At 70.1% G+C, this 19,303-nt stretch carries 18 protein-coding genes; 5 read left to right on the forward strand and 13 right to left on the reverse strand.

All coding sequences use genetic code 11. From position 1 onward, the window contains the following. The first annotated feature begins 28 nt into the window (after positions 1–28). Both LWF15_RS08330 and LWF15_RS08335 read left to right on the forward strand, forming a co-directional pair. Positions 29–2,500, forward strand: a complete 2,472-nt coding sequence (locus LWF15_RS08330; RefSeq protein WP_232809818.1) for an MMPL family transporter — start codon at positions 29–31, stop codon at positions 2,498–2,500. Between the two features lie 106 nt (positions 2,501–2,606). Continuing rightward, positions 2,607–3,398, forward strand: coding sequence for a hypothetical protein (locus tag LWF15_RS08335; RefSeq protein ID WP_232809819.1), 792 nt, complete (start codon positions 2,607–2,609; stop codon positions 3,396–3,398). 171 nt (positions 3,399–3,569) lie between these two features. Here LWF15_RS08335 and LWF15_RS08340 read toward each other — a convergent pair whose 3' ends face one another. Next, positions 3,570–3,920 (reverse strand): hypothetical protein, encoded by a 351-nt coding sequence (locus LWF15_RS08340; protein WP_232809820.1) that lies wholly within the window; start codon positions 3,918–3,920, stop codon positions 3,570–3,572. A 296-nt stretch (positions 3,921–4,216) separates the two neighbouring features. Here LWF15_RS08340 and LWF15_RS08345 point away from each other — a divergent pair, with 296 nt between their 5' ends. Further along, complete coding sequence (locus LWF15_RS08345) at positions 4,217–4,885, forward strand: hypothetical protein (protein WP_232809821.1); 669 nt, start codon at positions 4,217–4,219, stop codon at positions 4,883–4,885. Between the two features lie 66 nt (positions 4,886–4,951). On the opposite strand, the gene LWF15_RS08350 is transcribed toward LWF15_RS08345, so the two are convergent. The 11 genes from LWF15_RS08350 to LWF15_RS08400 are packed head-to-tail and all read right to left on the reverse strand — an operon-like array spanning position 4,952 to position 15,520. Continuing rightward, positions 4,952–6,715, reverse strand: a complete 1,764-nt coding sequence (locus tag LWF15_RS08350) for a sensor histidine kinase (RefSeq protein ID WP_232809822.1) — start codon at positions 6,713–6,715, stop codon at positions 4,952–4,954. Beyond that, positions 6,712–7,395 carry a response regulator transcription factor gene (locus tag LWF15_RS08355; RefSeq protein WP_232809823.1) on the reverse strand — a complete coding sequence of 228 codons (684 nt, stop codon included), beginning with the start codon at positions 7,393–7,395 and terminating at the stop codon, positions 6,712–6,714. The genes LWF15_RS08350 and LWF15_RS08355 overlap by 4 nt, the downstream gene beginning before the upstream one ends. Beyond that, positions 7,388–8,587, reverse strand: coding sequence for an ABC transporter permease (locus LWF15_RS08360; protein WP_232809824.1), 1,200 nt, complete (start codon positions 8,585–8,587; stop codon positions 7,388–7,390). The genes LWF15_RS08355 and LWF15_RS08360 overlap by 8 nt, the downstream gene beginning before the upstream one ends. Beyond that, entirely contained in the window at positions 8,574–9,245 is a 672-nt protein-coding gene (locus LWF15_RS08365; protein ID WP_232809825.1) for an ABC transporter ATP-binding protein, read from the reverse strand. The genes LWF15_RS08360 and LWF15_RS08365 overlap by 14 nt, the downstream gene beginning before the upstream one ends. Further along, entirely contained in the window at positions 9,242–10,444 is a 1,203-nt protein-coding gene (locus LWF15_RS08370) for an efflux RND transporter periplasmic adaptor subunit (protein ID WP_232809826.1), read from the reverse strand. The genes LWF15_RS08365 and LWF15_RS08370 overlap by 4 nt, the downstream gene beginning before the upstream one ends. Before the next feature lie 6 nt (positions 10,445–10,450). Continuing rightward, positions 10,451–11,020, reverse strand: coding sequence for a hypothetical protein (locus LWF15_RS08375; RefSeq protein ID WP_232809827.1), 570 nt, complete (start codon positions 11,018–11,020; stop codon positions 10,451–10,453). Positions 11,021–11,080: 60 nt separating this feature from the next. Further along, positions 11,081–11,656: a hypothetical protein gene (locus tag LWF15_RS08380; protein WP_232809828.1), complete on the reverse strand. Its 576-nt coding sequence runs from the start codon at positions 11,654–11,656 to the stop codon at positions 11,081–11,083. Positions 11,657–11,690: 34 nt separating this feature from the next. Continuing rightward, positions 11,691–12,899: an ABC transporter permease gene (locus LWF15_RS08385; protein WP_232809829.1), complete on the reverse strand. Its 1,209-nt coding sequence runs from the start codon at positions 12,897–12,899 to the stop codon at positions 11,691–11,693. After that, on the reverse strand, positions 12,896–13,666 hold the full coding sequence (locus LWF15_RS08390; RefSeq protein ID WP_232809830.1) for an ABC transporter ATP-binding protein: 771 nt from the start codon (positions 13,664–13,666) through the stop codon (positions 12,896–12,898). The genes LWF15_RS08385 and LWF15_RS08390 overlap by 4 nt, the downstream gene beginning before the upstream one ends. Further along, positions 13,663–14,880 carry an efflux RND transporter periplasmic adaptor subunit gene (locus tag LWF15_RS37375; RefSeq protein ID WP_232809831.1) on the reverse strand — a complete coding sequence of 406 codons (1,218 nt, stop codon included), beginning with the start codon at positions 14,878–14,880 and terminating at the stop codon, positions 13,663–13,665. Before LWF15_RS37375 ends, LWF15_RS08390 begins: the two co-directional genes overlap by 4 nt. Beyond that, positions 14,867–15,520, reverse strand: a complete 654-nt coding sequence (locus LWF15_RS08400) for a hypothetical protein (RefSeq protein ID WP_232809832.1) — start codon at positions 15,518–15,520, stop codon at positions 14,867–14,869. Before LWF15_RS08400 ends, LWF15_RS37375 begins: the two co-directional genes overlap by 14 nt. 100 nt (positions 15,521–15,620) lie before the next feature. On the opposite strand from LWF15_RS08400, the gene LWF15_RS08405 reads away from it, so the two are divergent. After that, on the forward strand, positions 15,621–16,319 hold the full coding sequence (locus LWF15_RS08405) for a response regulator transcription factor (protein ID WP_232809833.1): 699 nt from the start codon (positions 15,621–15,623) through the stop codon (positions 16,317–16,319). Continuing rightward, positions 16,309–18,084, forward strand: coding sequence for a sensor histidine kinase (locus LWF15_RS37380; protein WP_232809834.1), 1,776 nt, complete (start codon positions 16,309–16,311; stop codon positions 18,082–18,084). Before LWF15_RS08405 ends, LWF15_RS37380 begins: the two co-directional genes overlap by 11 nt. A 226-nt stretch (positions 18,085–18,310) precedes the next feature. Here LWF15_RS37380 and LWF15_RS08415 read toward each other — a convergent pair whose 3' ends face one another. After that, complete coding sequence (locus tag LWF15_RS08415) at positions 18,311–19,252, reverse strand: NAD(P)H-binding protein (RefSeq protein WP_232809835.1); 942 nt, start codon at positions 19,250–19,252, stop codon at positions 18,311–18,313. Between the last annotated feature and the right edge of the window lie 51 nt (positions 19,253–19,303).

A 19,303-nucleotide genomic window follows, 5' to 3' on the forward strand; every position in this document is an offset into this window, starting at 1 on the left:
CCGCTAGGAAGGACTCTGGACTCGCACCATGGCTGAGATTCTTTATCGCGTAGGACGGTTCGCGGCGCACCGGCGCTGGGCCGTCATGGGGGGCTGGCTGGTGGCCCTCGTGATCGGGCTGATCACGTTCGTCCTGTTCTCGGGGGCGATCTCGTCGGCCATCTCGATCCCGGACACGCCCACCAGCAAGGTCACCGATCAGCTGGCCTCCGAGTTCGAGTCCACCAGCGGTGGCTCCGGCAGCGTCGTGTTCGAGACCACCAACGGCTCGGCGTTCACCGACCCGCAGAAGGCCGCCGTCGCCGACCTGCTCGAGAGCATCGGTCAGGTCGAGGGCGTCACCGGCGTCACCGACCCGTTCGCCACCCAGGCCCAGCTGGAGAAGAGCGCCACCGAGCTGAGCGAGGGCCGCAAGCAGCTCGAGCAGGGCCAGAGCGCCCTGGAGGACGGCGAGAAGCAGCTGGACCAGGCGCAGCAACAGCTGGACCAGCAGCGCGAGCAGGCCGGCGACGCGGGCGCGGAGCAGCTGGAGGCGGCTCAGGAGGAGATCGACCGCGGCCGGGCCGAGCTCCAGGCCCAGCGCACCCAGGTCGAGCAGCAGACGGCGGCCCTGGAGGCCGGCACCCAGGTGGGCCAACTGTCATCGGGCTTCCGGTTCGTCTCCGACGACGCCTCCGCGGCCGTCGGCACCGTCTCCTTCAGCCTGCCCAACGCCGAGGTCCCGGACGAGACCAAGACCGAGATCGCCGACGTCATCGACGACAACGCGATCGACGGCGTCAACTCGCTGCTGTCGCAGGAGATCTCGCAGACCGCCCCGTCAATCCTCGGCCCGGGCGAGATCGTCGGTGTCGTGATCGCCGCGATCGTCCTGGTGGTCATGCTCGGCACGCTCGTGGGTGCCGCGCTGCCGCTGGTCAGCGCCCTGCTGGGGGTCGGTGTCGCCACCCTGGCGGCAATGTCGTTCTCGGGTCTGGTGGACTTCCAGTCGGTGACCCCGGTCCTGGGGGTCATGCTCGGCCTGGCGGTCGGCATCGACTACTCCCTGTTCATCCTCAACCGCCACCGCAACCAGCTCAAGCAGGGCATGGACCTGCACGAGTCGATCGGCCTGGCCAACGGGACCTCGGGCAACGCGGTCGTGTTCGCGGGGGCGACGGTCATCGTGGCGCTGCTGGCCCTGAACGTCACCGGCATCCCGTTCCTGGGGCTGATGGGAACCGTCGCCGCCGGGGCCGTCCTGGTCGCGATTCTGGTTGCCACGACCTTCACCCCGGCGCTGCTGTCGCTGGTCGGAGTGCGCATCCTGCGTAAGAAGGAACGCGCCGACGCGAACGCTTCCACCCCGGTGATGGGGACCGACAGCACCATGTCGACACGCACGTCCGTACTCACCCTGATCGCCGGCATCGCCGTGCTGGCCGTGATCGCCCTGCCCGCGCTGAACATGCGGCTGGGCCTTCCGGACGGCGCCAGCCAGCCCGAGGACTCCCCGGGCTACCAGGCCTACCAGGTCCAGGAAGAGAAGTTCGGCGAGGGCTTCAACGGCCCGCTGCTGGTGGTGGCCAATCTGCCCAAGCCGGTCGAGGAGGCCGCACTGACGGCCGAGCAGGCCGCCATCGGTCAGGCCGTCTTCGACGAGGGCGACGTCAGCGCGGTCGTTCCGATCAGCGCCTCGAAAGACCGTTCTGCCATCGCTTTCCAGGTGCTCCCCGAAGGGGGACCCAACAGCGAGTCGACCGCCGACCTCGTCCATAATTTGCGTGAACTGACACCCCGGACCTCGGACGGCGGCACCGCCACCCTCGGCGTCGCCGGTAACGCCAGCGCGAACATCGACGTCTCGCAGAAGCTCTCGGACGCCCTGCCGATCTACCTCGTGCTGGTGGTGGGTCTGTCGCTGCTGATCCTGATCCTGGTGTTCCGTTCCATCCTGGTGCCGCTGACCGCGACCCTCGGGTTCGTGCTCTCGCTGCTGGCGGCCTTCGGCGGGATCACCGCGATCTTCCAGGAGGGCTGGCTGTCGGGCCTGTTCGGCGTGCACGACCCGGCGCCGATCCTGAGCTTCCTGCCGATCATCCAGACCGGCATCCTGTTCGGCCTGGCGATGGACTACCAGCTGTTCCTGGTCTCGGGCATGCGCGAGGCCTACGCTCACGGCGCCCCCGCCCGGGTGGCCGTGCTCCGCGGTTTCCGGGCCGGCCGCAGCGTGGTGACCGCGGCCGCGATCATCATGATCTCGGTCTTCGCGGGCTTCATCTTCTCCCACGACACCACCATCAAGCCGATCGGTTTCGGCCTGGCCTTCGGCGTCCTGCTGGACGCGTTCGTGGTGCGCATGCTGCTGATCCCGGCGGCCATGCACCTGCTGGGCGACAAGGCCTGGTGGCTGCCGAAGTGGATGGACCGCATCATCCCCGACATCGACGTCGAGGGAGCCAAGCTGGAACGGGCGCACTCCGCGCCCCCGCAGGAGACCGAAACCCAGGTCACGCACTAACACCTCAGCGAGCCCGCCCGGACGTTCCGGGCGGGCTCGCTGACGTTTGGGCTGGGCTCGTGGCCCCGCCGTCAGGGCCATCGCATTGCCCCGTATGTTCGTGTTCATGACAACCCGCGAGGGACGCGACTGGTCCGGCCGTCCGGCGCTGCTGAAGCTGGCCGTACCGCTGGTCCTGCTGCTGTCGGCCTGCGCAGGCACGCCCGAGGCCGCTGACCCGGTCGTCGTCCAAGGAACGGCCGGTCCCGCGGGCCTTGCCTCGTCCGCAGGCGGGCCGGGGTGCCCGGCCGGTGGAGGGGCGGTGCCCAGCGAGTCCAACCGGGTCGCCACGGACGACCTGGACGGTGACGGATCTGCGGACGAGTTGTGGCTGGCTCACGATGAGGGGCTGCGGCTGCTCGGGGTCACCACGGCCAGTGGGGCCCGCTTCTCCGTCGTGCTGAATCAGTGGGACGAGGGTGCCCAGGAACAGCGCGTCGGGGACCGGGTCAGCGCTGTGGCCGGGCGACTGGGAGACGGATCGGCCGTGATCCTGGTGAACCTGGGTCGCTCGGCGGCTCTGTACAGCGTGGTCAACTGCTACATCGTGGCCACCACGAACGCCGAGAACCGACCCTACCTCTTCGATCTGGGCTACGACGGGACCGGGGACGGGGTCGGTTGCGTCTCGGAGGGGTCGTCGCGTGAACTGGTCGGCTACCGGGCCGAGTACGACGCGACGAAGCAGACGTACAAGGTCTCCCGCAGGACGGTCAGCATCGACGAGACCGGCAGGCAGGCGAGCAACGGCCCGAGCGAGGTGCTGGGGACCGATCTCGCCGAAGGCTCGGCCGAGGTCACTCGCGCTCAGTCCGTGACCTGTGGTGACAACGGCGAGATCGCCGAACCGGTCTACTGACACCGGCTGGGCTCCACATGGCGGTGTCCGCGGCGCCCGTTCCTCGAAAGATCTGGGCGCCGCGAACGTTACGTCAGTGCTGGTGTCAGCAGCTGCGCGAGACGATCGTCGCGGTCTGGTCGTCGGCCACCTTGACCCACAGCGACCTGCTGCTGCCGCGGCTGTCGACGGTCACGTAGATCCAGTTCTGGATGGGCAGGTAGTCGTAAGCTTCATGGTGACCTGGCACCCCACCTCGACCCGGAAGGTGTCCCAGTCCTGGGCGAACGGTGTGTCCTGGCCGGATGACAGGAACTTGACCTGGTCCTCCGAGCCGCAGGGCGGGGTGTTGATCAGCCGCCGGGTGCCGCTGCCGCACCAGTTCCGGGCGACCATGACGTAGTTGCCGGAAGAGAGCCGGTTCTCGGTCTCGGAGCGGAACGGATAGGCACACGTGGTGCCGGCCTGCGCGCCGGTCGCCGGTGCGGCGACCCCTACCAGGAGCAGTCCCAGCACCAATAGAAGGCGCAGTTCCTTGCGCATGTTGTCCTCCCCATGCCGTCCCGGTGGCTCCCCAGGCGGGAGCTGCAACGCCCAGAGCGGCCAGCGCAGACAACTGTGGAACGCCGCGAAAGGGCAGAGCCGAGAATTGAGGACAAATCCGGACAACGGACTGGCGAGACTCGTTCTGACCTGCGGTGATGGTGCATGGGTTCCGATGTCCGGTGCGGGCCGGGCGCCGAACACCGGACATCTTTGCGGACAGCAGGCGTGCGACCTCCCAGATCGGGCGTGCACCAGACGCTTCTGGTCACGAGATCTGCTGGCAGGATCGCGGGGTGGACGAGGACATGCTGCGGCAGGCAGCAGAAGAAGGAAAACACCGGGCCGAGGCCCTGGATGCTCTGCGAGCGTGGCTGCTTCTGGAGGACTCCTACGAAAGAGGTGGTGTCCCGGACGAGGTCATGCACTTCATCCAGGACCACATCAGCGGCCTGCTTGGACCTCGCGCGCAGGCGGTGGCCGGCGAGCACCTGCGTGGGCAGCTCGAGGCTGGCAGGACTCTTTCTGACCTGGCGCGTGACCGCTCGTTCCTGATCGACCTGCTGGCTCTGGTCGAGGGCAAGCGGCGGCCAGGCTTTGAGCTGCAGTGGAGAGCAGATCGCCTCGTGCTCCAGCAGGAGGGACAGGCGTACCGGCCGCAGGCGCTGCTGGTGATGGCCGAGTACAGCGTGGAGGACCCGGTGTGGGACCGGCCGGTGGGAACGGGCGAACCGGTGTCGTTGGCCGAGCTGGGCGTCTCTGACGCTCTCGTGCAGCGGCTGCGGGCCTGGAACGAGCAGTTCGAGCAGCTCGCACTGACCGACTTCGAGTGGGAGAGTCCCGAGGTCGAGGCTGCGTGGGTCCGGCAGGGTCTGGACCTGGCGTACGAGCTGCAGCGAGAACTGCCGGACCTGGACGTGCGTTACTTCCACGCCGACGACGACCGTCCTCTGCACAGCGTCTGATCGGGTGGTGCAGGCTGCCGCGTGCCTGCGGGGAAACGATCGGTCGTCGTTGGCCCGCGCATCGGTTCAGGCTGCCGGGACGGTGACGGTGAACGTCGTCCCTTTCCCGAGGCTGCTGGCCACTGTGATCGTTCCGGCCTGGGCCTCGAGGAGCTGACGGGCGATGGCCAGGCCGAGGCCGCTGCCGCCCGTGGCCCGGGCCCGGGAGTGGTCGGCGCGCCAGAACCGGTCGAACACGTGTGGCAGATGCTCGGGTGCGATCCCGACCCCGGTGTCCTCGACCGTGATGACGGCCCGGTCCCCGGCGCGCGAACCGCTGACGCGCACCGTCCCGCCGGCCGGGGTGTAGCGGATGCCGTTGGAGACCAGGTTCCCCAGCGCCTGGCGTAACCGCACGGGGTCGGCGAGCACCGGGACGCCGTCGTCCACCGCGTCCGTCAACCGCACTCCGGCTCCCTCCGCCCCGCCCCGATGCGCGTCCACCACGAACTCCACGACCTCGCGCAGGTCCAGGCGCACCGGCCGGACCCGCAGACGTCCTGCGTCCGCTGCTGCGAGGTCGGACATGTCCCGCAGGATGTGCTCGAGGACGACGGTCTCCTCGTGCAGCAGTTCGATCAGGTTCGTGTCGGGCTCGGCCAGGCCGTCCTGGGTCGCCTCCAGCCAGCTGCGGATGTTCGTCAGGGGACTGCGCAGCTCGTGCGCCACGTCGCTGACCAGGGCGCGGCGCTGTTCCTCGGCGGTGTCCCGGCGCTGCATCGCCTCGTTCAGGGCGAGGGCCACCGCACCGATCTCGTCCTTCGACAGGACCGGTACCGGCTGCTGGCGGGCCGCGCCCTCGGCCAGCACCCGCAGCGGGCGCACGAGCCGGCGGCCCACCAGCACGGTCAGCGCGGCGGCGGCCAGCACCACCGCGCCGGCCACCAGGACGATGCGCACCACGTTGTCCCGGGACAGCTCGAACGTGGTCGCGGCCCGGCCGGTGTCGGGGTCGGTCAGGTACAGCTGGGCCGCCGGTGCTGTCCACGGGCGCAGCTGCTCGCGACGGGAGCGGTCCAGGCAGGACTGCAGCCGGTCGTTGCTGCTGGGGCGGGCCGTCCTGTCGACCACCGCGAAGGTGGGGGGCATCCGGGTCGGGTTCATCGCCACGACGATCTCGACGGCGTCGCGGGCCTTGCCCAGGCACTGCGCCACGTCCTGCCTGAGCGCCTTCAGGGCGCGTCGCTCGGTGGGCAGGTACTGGCTGGAGAACACCGAGGTGCACGCGGGTGCCTCGCCGCTGGGGTCAGCAATGATCTCGACGATCCAGCGGCCGCTGGGGGACTGCTCCAGCTGTCCGCGCGCGCTGATCTTGCGAAGACAGCTCATGACGTCTGTGGTCAGTTTCCGGCTCATCGTCACCTCGTCGGCGGTGAGCCGGAAGGGGCCGACCGCGCGGGCGTCGAACGTGCCCGGCTCGCCCGGCGGGCCCGTGTCGGTGCGCAGTGGATCGATCGTCGCCACCGGCTGGGCGCCCGGCAGCGCGAGACCGGGGGCGGAGTCGGCCAGCACCTGCTGCTCGGGGGTGGTCAGGGTGACGCGCCGCTCCAGGACGGCCGCCTGCTCGGTCACCAGGTCGTCCACTCCCGACCAGTTCGGGTGGGTGGCGGCGTACTTCGTCAACGTGTCGTACAGAGCCCTTTCGTCGGACAGGGTGCGCCCCTGGGCCTGCTGCAGGGCCTGGGTGGCGGTGCGGGTGGCCAGCCAGGCGGTGGCGGTGACGGCCATCACCACGATGAGCAGCGAGGTGGCCAGCAGCCGGGTGAGCAGCCGGTGCCGTAGGCGGATCATGCGCCCAGCCGGTAGCCGACGCCGTAGACGGTGGTGAGGTACTGCGGACGACGGGGGTCGGGCTCGATCTTGCGGCGCAGGTTCAGCACGTGCATGTCGATGCCGCGTTCGGTCGCGCCGCGCTCCAGCCCGGCGGTGTGCTGCAGCAGCTGGCCCCGGCTGAGGACCGAGCCGGGCCGGGACGCGAGCGCCGCGAGGACCGCGAACTCGCCCGGGGTGCAGTCGATCTCGGTGCCGTCGAGGAAGGCCTGGTGTCGTTGCGGCAGGACGACGAGGGGGCCCACGCGCAGTACCGGTTCGGCGTCGCGGTGGCGTGCGGCCCGGCGCAGCAGCGTACGGACGCGTGCGGTCAGTTCGCGGGGGCTGAAGGGCTTGGTCATGTAGTCGTCGGCCCCGACGTCCAGCCCGGTGAGCAGGTCGTCCTCCTGGGACAGGGCCGTGAGCATGAGGATGGGCACGTCGGAGATCTCGCGCAGTCTCCGGCAGACGCTCAGCCCGTCCAGGCCGGGCATCAGGACGTCGAGGACGACCAGGTCGGGTCGCCGGGTGCGGGCCAGGTTCAGGGCGGTGGCCCCGTCGTGCGTCACCTGGACGTCGTACCCGGCGTCGGTGAGGTAGCGGCGCACCACCTCGGCCTGGCGGGGGTCGTCCTCGGCGAGGAGGACGCTCGCTTCAGACACTGGACAACGACTCCGTGGGATCCGTGCGGGCAGCCCGGACCGCCGGGTACAGGCCCGCGAGGGCGCCGATCACCACGGCTCCCCCGAGTCCGCCGAGTGTCGCGCCCGGCGGGATCGTCACCGGCCAGCCCTGGAAGGCACAGTAGCCCAGCACCGCGAGTACCCCGGCGGACACCCCGGCGGCCGCGCCCAGCAGGGAGAGCACGACCGACTCGGTCACGAACTGTGTGCGGATCTGGCCGCGGTGGGCGCCCAGGGCCCGGCGCAGGCCGATCTCACGCCGGCGTTCCAGCACCGAGATGTACATGGTGTTGGCCACCCCGATGCCGCCGACGAGCAGGGCGACGCCGGCCAGGGCGAGAAAGAGCGCGCCAAAGGTCTGGGCCACCGCGCGTTTGGCGCTCAGGGCGTCGGCCGGGCGGGTCACCAGCACGTCGCTGGGGTGCTGCGGGAAAACCGTGGCCGCCAGGACCTGTTCCACGGCCTCGACCTGCTCGTCGCTCGTGCGCACGTAGATCCGGGTGGGCCGGCCGTCGAAGCGCAGCAGGTCCGCCGCGACCGGCCAGCCCACCATGACCGCGCGGTCGAGCTCGGCCGAGAGCGGCACCGGGTCGAGGATGCCGATCACGGTGAACCATCGGCCACCGACGAACACCCGTGCGGGCTCGTCCACTCCGACCTGGCTGAAACCGAGTCTGTCGGCGGCGACCTTTCCCAGGACCGCGGTGGGGTAGGCGGCCGTGGCCGGGTCCAGGAACTTCCCCTCGCGTACGGTGCCCTCGACGGCCTGCAGCAGGTCGGTCCGGGCTGCGAGCACGGCCAGGGCGTTGAAGTCTCCCGGCCCGGTGCGGTCGGTGCGGGTGACGCGCAGCCCCCAGTCGCCGACTGCGCTGGCGTGGGTCACCGGCCCTATGCGGGCCACCATGTCGGCGGCCTCGGCGGGCAGCTGCACCGGTGGGTCCTGGTCGGGGGCCGGGGCGGCCTGCAGCCGGTCGGTGCCCAGGGCCGAGAGCTCCTCGTCCAGGGCCTGGCGGCTGGAGGCGGGCACGGCCGTGACCAGGACCAGGGTGGCGACGCCGATGGCGATGCCCAGAGCCGACAGCGCGGCGCGGGCCTTGCGGGTCCGGATGCCCAGCAGTCCCAGCCCGAGCAGGTCCAGCGGGTCCAGCCGGGGGGACTCAGAGCCGCGCATCGCAGACCACCCGCCCGTCGAGAAGCCGCACCTGGCGCGGTAGCTGGGCGGCGATGTCCTGGTCGTGGGTGATGAGCACGATGGTGGTTCCCTGCCTGTTGAGGTCCTGCAGCAACTGCAGTACGGACGCGCCGTTGGTCCTGTCGAGGGCACCGGTCGGCTCGTCGGCCAGCACCAGGGCCGGGTCGTTGACCAGGGCCCGGGCGATCGCCACGCGCTGGCGTTCACCGCCCGAGAGCTGTTGCGGGGTGTGGGCCGTGCGGTGGGCCAGGCCGACGCGCTCCAGGGCCGCGTGGGCCCGGCCCGTGCGCAGGCGGCGGGGGACGCCGGCGTACAGCAGCCCGGTCGCCACGTTCGCGGCGGCGCTCAGCCCGTCGGTGAGGTGAAAGTGCTGGAAGACGAAGCCCAGCCGGCGGGCCCGCAGTCCCGACAGGCGGCGGTCGGACATCCCGGCGACGTCGATGCCGTCGATCAGCACCGTGCCCTCGCTCGGGCGGGTCAGGGTGCCCATGATGTTGAGCAGCGTGGACTTTCCCGATCCGGAGGGCCCCAGGACCGCCACGAACTCACCCGCCCCCACGCTCAGCGAAACCTCGTGCAGGGCCGTGACCGCGCCCGGGAAGCGGACGCTCGCGTTGCGTACCTCCAGAACGCTCATGACGTCGTCTCCACCACAGTGCCCTCGGCGATGCCGTCACCGGTGATCTCGACCTTGCCGTCGGCGTACAGCCCGGTCTCGACGGCGACCACGGCGCCTGCGGAGATCTGCACGCCGTACCCGCCCCCGCTGAGGGCCAGGAGTGCGCCGACCGGCACCGCGAGCACGGCCCGGTGCGTGGTCCCGGTGAACTGCACGTCGACCGGGGTCGAACTGATGCGGGCGAGCAGGGACGGCTTGTCCAGCCCGAGCGTGACGGTGACCTTCGGGCCCGAGGCCGGGTCCTCCTCCTGGCCCGCGACGATGTTCGTGCTGACCGTGTGGACCTTCGCACGGGCCGCCCTTCCGTCGGGGAGCACCACGCGCACCCTCTGCCCGGCCCTGACCTGGTCGGCGCGCTCCATGGGCAGCTCGACCGTGACGGCCTTGGCCTGAGCACTGACCGCCATCAGGTCGCCGCCGGCGTCGTCACCCAGCCGGGCCGAGAGCGCCCCGACCCGCACGGCGCCCGGCAGGACCAGCACATCGCCCCGTCTCACCGTGCCGTCCACGGGCTGGCTGCCGATGTTCTGCTGCCACCTTCGCACCGCAGCGCGCAGGGCCGCGGTGAACACAGCGTCGTGCTCGGTCAGCCTGACCTGGTACCCCGAAGCCTTCCCCTGCGCGCCGGGACCGGGCTCCTCGCGTTCGCTGTCGTCCTTCGCCGGTCTGGCAGTCTCGGAAGAATCGTCGGGCGCAACGTCCGGCACCCTCACCACCGTGCCCACGGCGGGCTGGGAGCCGATCTCGTATCCCATGGCCTGGAGGTTCACGGCGATCACCCGCACGTCCCGGCCGACCTGCCCGACGGTGTCCAGATCCCGGAAAGCCGGTGTGCGGCCGTAGAACAGCGTGACCGGGCGATCGTCCACCCGCAGCAGCGCGTCACCGCGCCGCTTGAGCGCCCCGGACTTCGGCAGCCAGGTCACCACCCCCGGGGAAGCGCCTCGGATGGTGCGCTGTTTCTGGTAGCCCACCGTCCCCGCCTCGGTCCAGCTGTCCGACAGGTCGGTCCTCTCCACCGCCACGGTCGCCACCTGAACGTCCGAGAGTGGCATCGCCACGTCCTGCCGGTCTAGGCCGTGATGCACGAGATACCCGCCCCCGAGCACCAGAGCCACCGACAGCCCGGCCAGCCCGATCATCCGCTGAGCACGCACCTGATCTCAGCCCTTGCCGCCGAAAGCCTGCGCCTCACAGGCATTCAGGTCGGCCGTGCCCTGCGGGCTCTCAGCCTTGGCCAGGTTGGCCTTGGTGGCCGGGGCGACCCACAGTCCCTGCGATCCCTCGCGGATCTCCATGGCGTAGCCCTTGCCGGTCATGCAGGCCAGTTGTGTGCGCAGCTGGTCCCAGTAGCCGGGGTTGGTCTGCGGGTCGGTCTCCGGAGGATAGAGCGGCTCGCTGTCCGAGCACGCATCCACCGCCTTCTGCCAGCGCTCGGGATCCATCTTGTAGGTCAGAAGCCGCCCGCCGCTCTCGCCGTTCGGCATCTTCGTGTCGGGTACGCCCTCCTGGGCCCAGCAGGCGTAGTACGCGTCGAACAGGCGCTGCTCCTCCTGCGGGGTGAAGCCGAGTTTCAACTGCCGGTCCAGTTTCGCAGTGACCGCCTTGGACGTGCTGCTGGAGGTCGTGCCCTCGGCCCCCGCCGGGGCGGCCACCGAGGCGACCGGCGTCCCAGCCGGTTCGTCACCGCCTGCGCAGGCGCTGGTCAGGAGCGCGGTGGCCAGGAGACTCATGCCTGCGAGGGTCTGTGCTGTCTTCGTGAGGACCATGCGGCTGAGCCTGGCGGCTCATTGTCATGAACCGGTCAGGCTGTGCCGGAGGGGTACCGCAACCATGGAGCGGCCCTGGGCGGATCCTCCTGGAATCGCTCTCGCAACCTGGCAATTGCGTCGAGCTCTCACCTCGTTCGCCTCCGGCACGTACTGGCCGAGCCAGGTGTAGAAGGTCTGCGTGGCATCCAGGACACCGGGAACGAAGTCTGCCGGATCGACGGCCCGCCGCTCCTGCCCGACCGAGAACATCGCCACCGCCCCCTCTTGGTACATCCTGAGGGGCAGCGGCTGGTCGGGAAACAGCGCTTCTCCCGCGCCGGACGTCACGAAGCCGCCGACGGTGTGCAGCACCAAGTCCATGAGATCCCCCACATCGTCCCAGTGCTCCGGCCGGATCAGGTCATGGCCGTGGTAGCTGAGCCGCAACCATCCATCGCGATTCCCCTTGCGCCACAACTGCGCTGCTGCCTGCGGTTCGGCGTAGACGTTGAGTAGGGAGGTGGCCGGTTCAGCGGCTACGCCATCGAAACTTCGCAGCATCCTGTCCGGCCGGAAGAAGTATGGGGTGATCTGCACCGCCCGGGGGGCTTCACTCACGGAACGAACCTATCGGGGACGAACTTCGTCATGGTCACGCCGCCACGGAGAGGGCCTCAGTCGGGGTGAGACGAGAGGCCCGGATCGACGGGTAGACGCCGGCGGCCACTCCCACCACCACGGCACCCGCGCATCCGCCCAGCACGGAACCGGCCGGGATCACCGGGGGCCAGTTCTGCCAGGTGGCGTAGCCGAGGGTGGCAACGACACCGAGCAGAGTGCCGGCCAGACCACCGAGCCCGGAGAGGATGACCGACTCCGTCAGGAACTGGGCCCGGATCTGGGCCCGACTGGCTCCCAGTGCGCGTCGCAGGCCGATCTCCCGGCGTCGCTCCAGCACCGAGATGATCATGGTGTTCGCCACCCCGATGCCACCCACCAGCAAGGAGACCCCGGCCAGTCCGAGGAACAGCGAGGAGAAGGACTTTTCGGTGGCCCGTTTGGCGGCCAGGGCGTCCGAGGGACGACTGACGGAGACCTGCCCCGGCCGTTCGGGGAAGACCGTGGCGGGCAGTACCGCTGCGACATCCTCCAGGACCTGCTCGCGGGCCCGCACGTAGAGCACGGTGGGGTGGCCGTCGAAGTGCAGCAGTGTCTCGGCCGAGGACCAGCCGATCAGTACCGACTGGTCGAGATCGCCGGCCAGGGGGACCGGCTCCAGCACACCGATCACGCTGAACCAGCGTCGGTCGATGTAGATCTGGGCCGGCCGGTCGCTCTCGGAGATCGCCCCCAGCCCGAGCCGGGTGGCCGCCGCGAATCCCAGCACGGCGGTGGGGAAGTGCTCGTCCACGGGGGTGAAGAAGCGCCCGGAAGAGAGGGAGGCACCCATCACGCCCATCAGGTCCGAACGCGCGGCCAGGACGCTCAGGCCGGAGAAGTCGCCGGCGGCGATCCGGTCGGAGCGTCGCACCGTGGCATGGGTGTTGGCCACGGCGCTGACCGCGGTGACCGGACCGATCCGCTTCACCATGGCGATCGACTCCTGGGGTAGTAGCACCGGTGGGTCCTGGTCCGGGATCGGCTGCGCGGTGAGCAGATTGGGCCCCAGTTCGGACAGTTCCCGCAGCAGCGCCTGGTGGCTGGAGGCAGGGATGGCGGTGACCACGATCATGGTGGCGATGCCGATGGAGATCCCGAGAGCGGACAGGGCGGCCCGCAGCTTGCGGGTGCGCAGGCCCAGCATGCCGAGTGCGAGCAGATCGCGTGGTGGCAGCCGGGCCGCGCGATAGGTCGCGGTCACTGCCCGCCTTCCGGGGGAGCGTCGAGCCTTGCTCGGCCATGGAGGTGACGGCGCCCAGAAATGTCTGCGCCGGAGCGGATCTGAGCCATGGATGGGTCGGCGCTGTCGGAGATCATGCGTCCGTCGCGGATCTCCACCCGGCGGGGCAGGTGCGCGGCGATGTCCCGGTCGTGGGTGATGACGGCGATGGTGGTGCCTTCCTCGTTCAGTCGCTGCAGCAGGGCCAGGACAGCCACGCCGTTGGCTGTGTCCAGGGCGCCGGTGGGTTCGTCGGCCAGCACCAGGGCAGGATCGTTGACCAGGGCCCGGGCGATGGCCACCCGCTGGCGTTCGCCGCCCGAGAGCTGCTGGGGCCGGTGCTCGATCCGGTGGCCCAGGCCGACGCGGCCCAGCACCTCGACAGCCCGGGCTCGACGGTGACGGCGGGCCACCCCGGCGTACAGAAGGCCGGTCGTGACGTTCTCGACGGCGCTCAGGCCCTCGCTGAGATGGAACTGCTGGAAGACGAAGCCCAGCCACTGCGCTCGCAGGGCGGACAGCTGACGGTCGGTGAGTGCGGCGACGTCCTGCCCCCGGATCAGCACGCTGCCACTGGTCGGGCGATCAAGGGTGCCCATGATGTTCAGCAGGGTGGACTTGCCGGATCCGGAAGGCCCGACGATGGCCAGCATCTCGCCCTCGGCGATACTGAGGCTGACGTCGTCCAGCGCTCGCACCCCACCCGGATAGGCCATGGTCGCGTTGCGGACCGTCAGGACCTCGCTCACGCGGTGGTCTCCACGAGCGTGCCCTCGGCAATGCCAGGGCCGCTGATCTCCACCAGCCCCATGGCGAACAGCCCGGTCTCGACCGGGACCAGTTCACCGCCGGAGACCTGCACCCCGTAGCCACCTTCGCGCAGGGCCAGCAGAGCGCCGACCGGAACGGCCAGGACCTTCGGACGGGCCTTGGCGATGAACTTGACCTGTACCTTCACCGTGTCCACGCCACGGGGCAGGCGTTTCTGCCCGATCTTCACGGTCACTCTGAGCTGGGACGGGGCCCCGTTGCCCTCGGGATCGTCCTGGTCGTCCGGGACGATGCTGCTGATCGCGGTGACGGTTCCGGGGACCGAGGACTGGTCGGGCATGATCACCGTGACCCGTTGCTTCTGCCTGATCGAGCTGAGGTCCTGGGAGTCCACGACCACGGTCACCCTCCTGGTCGTGCCGGTGACCTTCAGCAGGTCCTCCGAAGCCGGACCTGCGACACGGCCCGCCAGACTCTGGACCCGGACCGGTCCCGAGGTGACCACCACGTCCCTCGCCTCCAGGACGCCGGTGGGGTCGAAACCGGCCGTGGGCTGCCAGCGTTTGATGGCCGCCACCAGTTCGGCGGTCAGGAGGCCGTCGCCGCTCTGGACCTTCAGCGGGGGAGGAGCTGACGGGTGCGGCTGCTGGCTCGGTTGCTTCGCGCTGGCTTTCGTCCCGCTGACGTCCTGCGCCGGGTCCGCGCGGACGGCCGCGTTCTCGGCCGGTGGGACCTGCTGTGTGATCGAAGTGCCGGGCCCGGGTTGCACGCCGATGTCGTAGCCCAGGGCCGTCAGGTTCTCGGCGACGACCCGTACGTCACGCCCGACCAGGCCCACGGTGTCCAGCGGCCGGTACAGCGGGGTGTCGCCGTAGAAGACCACCGAGGGCCGGTCGTCGACCCGGAACAGGGAACCCGACCGTTTGATCGTCCGTCCTGCCGCCGGGAGCCAGGTGACGATGCCCTCACCGCCACCCTGGATCGTCCGGACTGCTCCGAACCCGAGGGTGCCGTCCAGTTCACGGGTGTCCGACAGGCTGGTGCGCGTCACCTCCACGCTGTGCACGGACGGTTTGGCCGGCGCCGGTTCTCCGTCGGAGGAACGCTTTCGGGCCCAGAGCAGTCCGGCTCCCACGCCGAGCGTCAGCAGCAGGACGAGCGCCGCGCTCAGAGCCTTCCTACTCCTTGCCACCGAAAGCCTTCATCTGGCAGTCTTCCTCGATCTTGTGGGCCTCCTCGTCGGGCTGGTATCCGTCGCGGTAGGTGAAGCCGCTGCCGTCCGGCAGCCCGGTCACCTTGACCCCGTTGGCCTCCAGGCACTCGATCTGGGCCCGGAAGTCCTTCATGAAGTCGTGATTGGTCTTCGGGTCCAGTTCGCGCGGCATCAACGGCCTGATGGGGTCGCACTCCTTCTCCGCAGCGGGGTAGTCGGCCGTGTCCACACTGGGGTAGTAGAGCCATGAAGGATCCGACATAGGAACCTTCCCGCCGGTGCCGACGCGCTGGATAGGAACCTCGTTGTCCTTCAGGCACTGCAGGTAGGGCTGGAACATCCCCAGCGTCTCTTCCTCGGTGCTGTCGAGCCGCCGCTGGGGAGCCTTGCCGGCGGATTTGCTCGGGTCAGCGTTCTTGCCGGCGTCCTCGCGGCCGGAGGGCTGGGCGACGGACGCCACCTGGCCGGAGTCGGCCGCCCCCTCGCTGTCAGAGGCGGACGAGCAGGCGGTGAGCAGGTTGGTGAGCAGGGTGGTGATGAACACCGCGCCCAGTCCGGCCCGCAACAGCGGGTGCAGGGAACGACCAGAAACCGACGCGTGGAGAGCAGATCTCGTCATGCAGGACACTGTGCCGTGTGGATGTTAGGAGGTTGTGAGCGAGTCTTCGAGCATCACCGTCGGGCCCTGAGCCAAGTGCCTGTGGCTCTATGGTTGCCGCATGGGCGCTCATGTTCTGGTGGCCGAGGACGACGAGAAACAGGCCGCCCTGGTTCGTCGCTATCTGGAGCACGACGGTCACACCGTGGCCGTCGTCCACGACGGACGCTCGGCCATCGAGCGCGTACTGCAGCGACCGCCGGACCTTCTCGTGCTGGACTGGATGCTGCCGGTGGTGCAGGGACCCGAGGTCTGCCGCCGTGTCCGGGACGCCGGAGACCTGCCGGTGCTGATGCTGACCTCGCGTTCCGCCGAGGAGGACCTGCTGCGGGGACTGGATCTCGGTGCGGACGACTACATGACCAAGCCCTACAGTCCTCGCGAGCTGGTCGCCCGGGTCCGCAGCCTGCTGCGGCGGGCCGGGGCCCAGGCCGGGTCGGGCCTGCCGATCTGGCGTGTGGGGCCACTGACCGTCGATGTTCAGCAACACCAGGTGATCTGCCGGGGTGAGCCGGTGTCCTGCACCCCGGGGGAGTTCCGCATCCTGGAGACGATGGCGGCCGAACCGGGGCGGGCCTTCAGCCGTCGTCAGTTGCTCGACTGCACCGAGGGTTACGACCGGGCGGCCACCGAGCGCGCCATCGACGTGCACATCGTCAACCTGCGCAAGAAGATCGAGGTGGTTCCGCGGTCCCCGCAGCTCCTGCAGACGGTTTTCGGTGTGGGGTACCGGCTGGCCGGCGGACCCCGTGAGACCTAGGAACCGCCTGCGGCACAGCCTGCTGGCCCGGATGCTGACCGCCTCCCTGGCGATCACCCTGGTGTCCGTGCTGGCCACGGCCTGGCTGGTCACGCGCAGCACCACCTTGTCGATCGCGCAGGAACGCGGCCAGGTACTGGCTGACGACACCCGCATCCAGGACGTCCTGACCGGGTACGCGGCCCGTAACCCGGACTGGTCCACGGTGGGCCCGGTCGTGCACGACCTGGCCGAGGACACGGGCCGGGTCATCACCCTGACCACCCCGGACCGTGAGCTCATCACCAGCTCTGGGCAGGGCCGGCCCCGGCTGGCCACCCGGGCGGCCGCCGTGATCGATCCCCTGCACCCGGACCAGGAGGCAGCGGGCCCGGGGCGGAGCGCCGTGGTGATCGACCCCCGGGTCGTGGGTCCGTTCGCGCTCCCGGTCGCGGAACAGGACCGGCTGCGGGTGATGGCGACCAGGCGCGTCACCTGTCTGGAACGTCTGGGCTACGACGCCCAGAGCCTGGTCAGGTCCAGCGGGCGCTCGGACGTGCAGATCTTCTGGCCGGCGAGTCCGGTGGCCAGCAACTTGTGCCACGGGGATGACCTTCGGCAGCCGACGAGGACCGAAGCCGTGGCCCTGGCGGACCTCCGCCGGCTGGTGGTCGACTGCGCCGAGCGCCGGGCCGTGCCCCGGGCCAGGAAACTTCAGCTCACCCTCGAACGCCAGATCCGGTACACCGGGACGCCTGGGCAGATCGAGACCGTCAACGACTGCTCGGCCCAGGCCCAGCGGACCCAGATGGCCCGTTACGTGGCCCCACCGGCCCTGCTGTTCATCAACGCCAGGTCCGCGGTCATCATCGCCGGGCCCGACCTGTCCCAGGCCGGCGCCACCCGGATCGCCGCCGTCACCGGTCTGGTCCTGGCCCTGACCTTCCTGATCACCGCCCTGGTCGCCTTCCGGCTGGCCCGCCCGCTGCGGGCCCTGGTCAGTGCTGCACAGGACACCGGCAACCTCAACGTGCGGTTCGCGGTGGACACGACGTACGAGATCGGTTCTCTGGCGCAGGCTCTGAACGATCTCTCGCGTCGCCGGGAACAGGCCGAAGAACAGCGAAAGGAGATGGTCAGCGACATCGCGCACGAACTGCGGACCCCGCTGACCAATATCCGGGGCTGGCTGGAGGCGGCGCAGGACGGGATCGCCTCGCCCGATGCGGCCCTGTTGTCCTCCCTGCAGGAGGAGGCCATGCTGCTGCAGCACATCATCGACGACCTGCAGACCCTCTCCAGCGCCGAAGCCGGCACGCTGTCGCTGAGCCGGCAGCAGGTCCGGGCGAGCGAGGTTCTCGGCCAGGTCGCCGCCGCCCACCGCGCGACTGCCGAGGCGGCCGGGGTCACCGTGCTCACGCAGGTCGTCGGCGAGCCGATCGTGGACGCCGACCCGCTGCGACTGCGGCAGGTGCTGGGCAACCTGATGTCGAACGCGATCCGGCACACCCCGCCCGGTGGCACCGTCACCCTGAGCGCGTCCCCGGACGCATCACACACGACGATCAGCGTGACGGACACAGGCCAGGGCATCCAGCCAGACGACCTGGCGCACGTCTTCGATCGTTTCTGGCGCGCGGACAAGTCCCGTAGCCGCCGCAGCGGGGGCAGCGGGCTCGGACTGTGCATCGTCAAGCAACTCGTGGAAGCCCACCAGGGGGAGGTGGAAGCCTTCAGCCGGCCGGGTGTCGAGACGGTCTTCACTCTCCGGCTGCCCACCGGTTGATCCTCGCGAGCAGCGCGACCGTGACCCAGACGGGTTGCCCCACCCGCGTCCGAGGGGACAGCTGCAGCCGGAGCCAGTCGTAGCTGTCCCCTCGAGAGGGCGGGACCCGATCCTGAGCCAGAACATTCAGCCGGCCCGGGGGAGGTGGTGAAGCGGCCCAGGGGCAGCACCTTCCGGTCGCCAGCGATGCTCATGAAGAAGACAGGTCGCATCCCGGCCCTGCCGGTCAGGCGCGGCTGAGCTCGGAGCGATTCTTCAGCGCAAAGTCAGCCACGGTGATGGCCGGGCGCCCCAGCAGGTCCGGGATGTCGCTGCTGCACAGCCGTCCGCCGTCCTGCCCGCGGCGCACCACATCGACGAACTGGTGAACCAGGCCGCGTGCCTGCCACGCAGGAACCCCGGAGGCTCGCAGCCCGGCGTAGAAGGCGGGGGCGGGCAGGTGGACGTAGCGCACCCGGTGTCCGAGGGTGGCGGTCAGGATGCCGGCGATCTCGGGGTAGGAGAGCGGGCGATCGCCGGTCAGGAGGTACGCCCGGCCGTTCTCGCCGGTCTGTCCCTGGACGTCCGCGTCGGTCAGGACGCGCGCGGCCACCGCTGCGACGTCGCTCGTGTCGACCCAGGCGGTGGCGCCGTTGCCGCTGGTCTGGGGCAGCCACCCCCGGCGGATGGCGGCGGCCTCGGTCAGCAGGTTGCTGATGAAGGCACTGGCTTTCAGGACGGTCCAGGCCAGGCCGCTGCGCTCCAGGTACTGATCGGCCAGGGCGTGGTCGCGGGCCCACGGGATGGCCGAGTGCGGGTTGGCGTCGGAGGCCGACACCTTCACCACATGCCGCACTCCGACCTCGACGGCGGCGTCGATGGCCAGACGGTTCTGCTCGTACTGCTCAGGGCCCACCGGAGTGTTCAGGAACAGTTGCGGGCAGTCCTGCAGCGCCTCCCGCAGAGCTTCGCCGTTCTCGAAGCTGGCCTGGACGGCGTCGACACCGCGTTCGGTGAAGGCACGCACCTGCTCAGGGCGCCGGCACATCACCCGCACCGCGGCACCGCTCGCGAGCAGCTCCTGGACCAGGGCACTACCGATGGCACCGGTGGCGCCGATGACCAGGGCGCGCTCCTGCACGCCGGCCCGGGCGAAGGATGAGGGTCGAGGGGTCAACGTCGTGGACACATCCACCTCACTAGTAGCAGGAACCTGTTACTGGGATAGTGGGGTCTCGAC

The sequence above is a fragment of the Kineosporia rhizophila genome (assembly GCF_021277265.1).
Lineage (GTDB): Bacteria > Actinomycetota > Actinomycetes > Actinomycetales > Kineosporiaceae > Kineosporia > Kineosporia rhizophila.

What these genes read in the sequence shown, in the direction of transcription:
- LWF15_RS08335 (WP_232809819.1), top strand. Translation starts at nt 2,607, where the DNA reads ATGACAACCCGCGAGGGACGCGACTGGTCCGGCCGTCCGGCGCTGCTG.
- LWF15_RS08375 (WP_232809827.1), bottom strand. Translation starts at nt 11,020, where the DNA reads ATGAGTCTCCTGGCCACCGCGCTCCTGACCAGCGCCTGCGCAGGCGGT.
- LWF15_RS08360 (WP_232809824.1), bottom strand. Translation starts at nt 8,587, where the DNA reads ATGCGCGGCTCTGAGTCCCCCCGGCTGGACCCGCTGGACCTGCTCGGG.
- LWF15_RS08350 (WP_232809822.1), bottom strand. Translation starts at nt 6,715, where the DNA reads ATGATCCGCCTACGGCACCGGCTGCTCACCCGGCTGCTGGCCACCTCG.
- LWF15_RS08365 (WP_232809825.1), bottom strand. Translation starts at nt 9,245, where the DNA reads ATGAGCGTTCTGGAGGTACGCAACGCGAGCGTCCGCTTCCCGGGCGCG.
- LWF15_RS08330 (WP_232809818.1), top strand. Translation starts at nt 29, where the DNA reads ATGGCTGAGATTCTTTATCGCGTAGGACGGTTCGCGGCGCACCGGCGC.
- LWF15_RS08405 (WP_232809833.1), top strand. Translation starts at nt 15,621, where the DNA reads ATGGGCGCTCATGTTCTGGTGGCCGAGGACGACGAGAAACAGGCCGCC.
- LWF15_RS08400 (WP_232809832.1), bottom strand. Translation starts at nt 15,520, where the DNA reads ATGACGAGATCTGCTCTCCACGCGTCGGTTTCTGGTCGTTCCCTGCAC.
- LWF15_RS08340 (WP_232809820.1), bottom strand. Translation starts at nt 3,920, where the DNA reads ATGCGCAAGGAACTGCGCCTTCTATTGGTGCTGGGACTGCTCCTGGTA.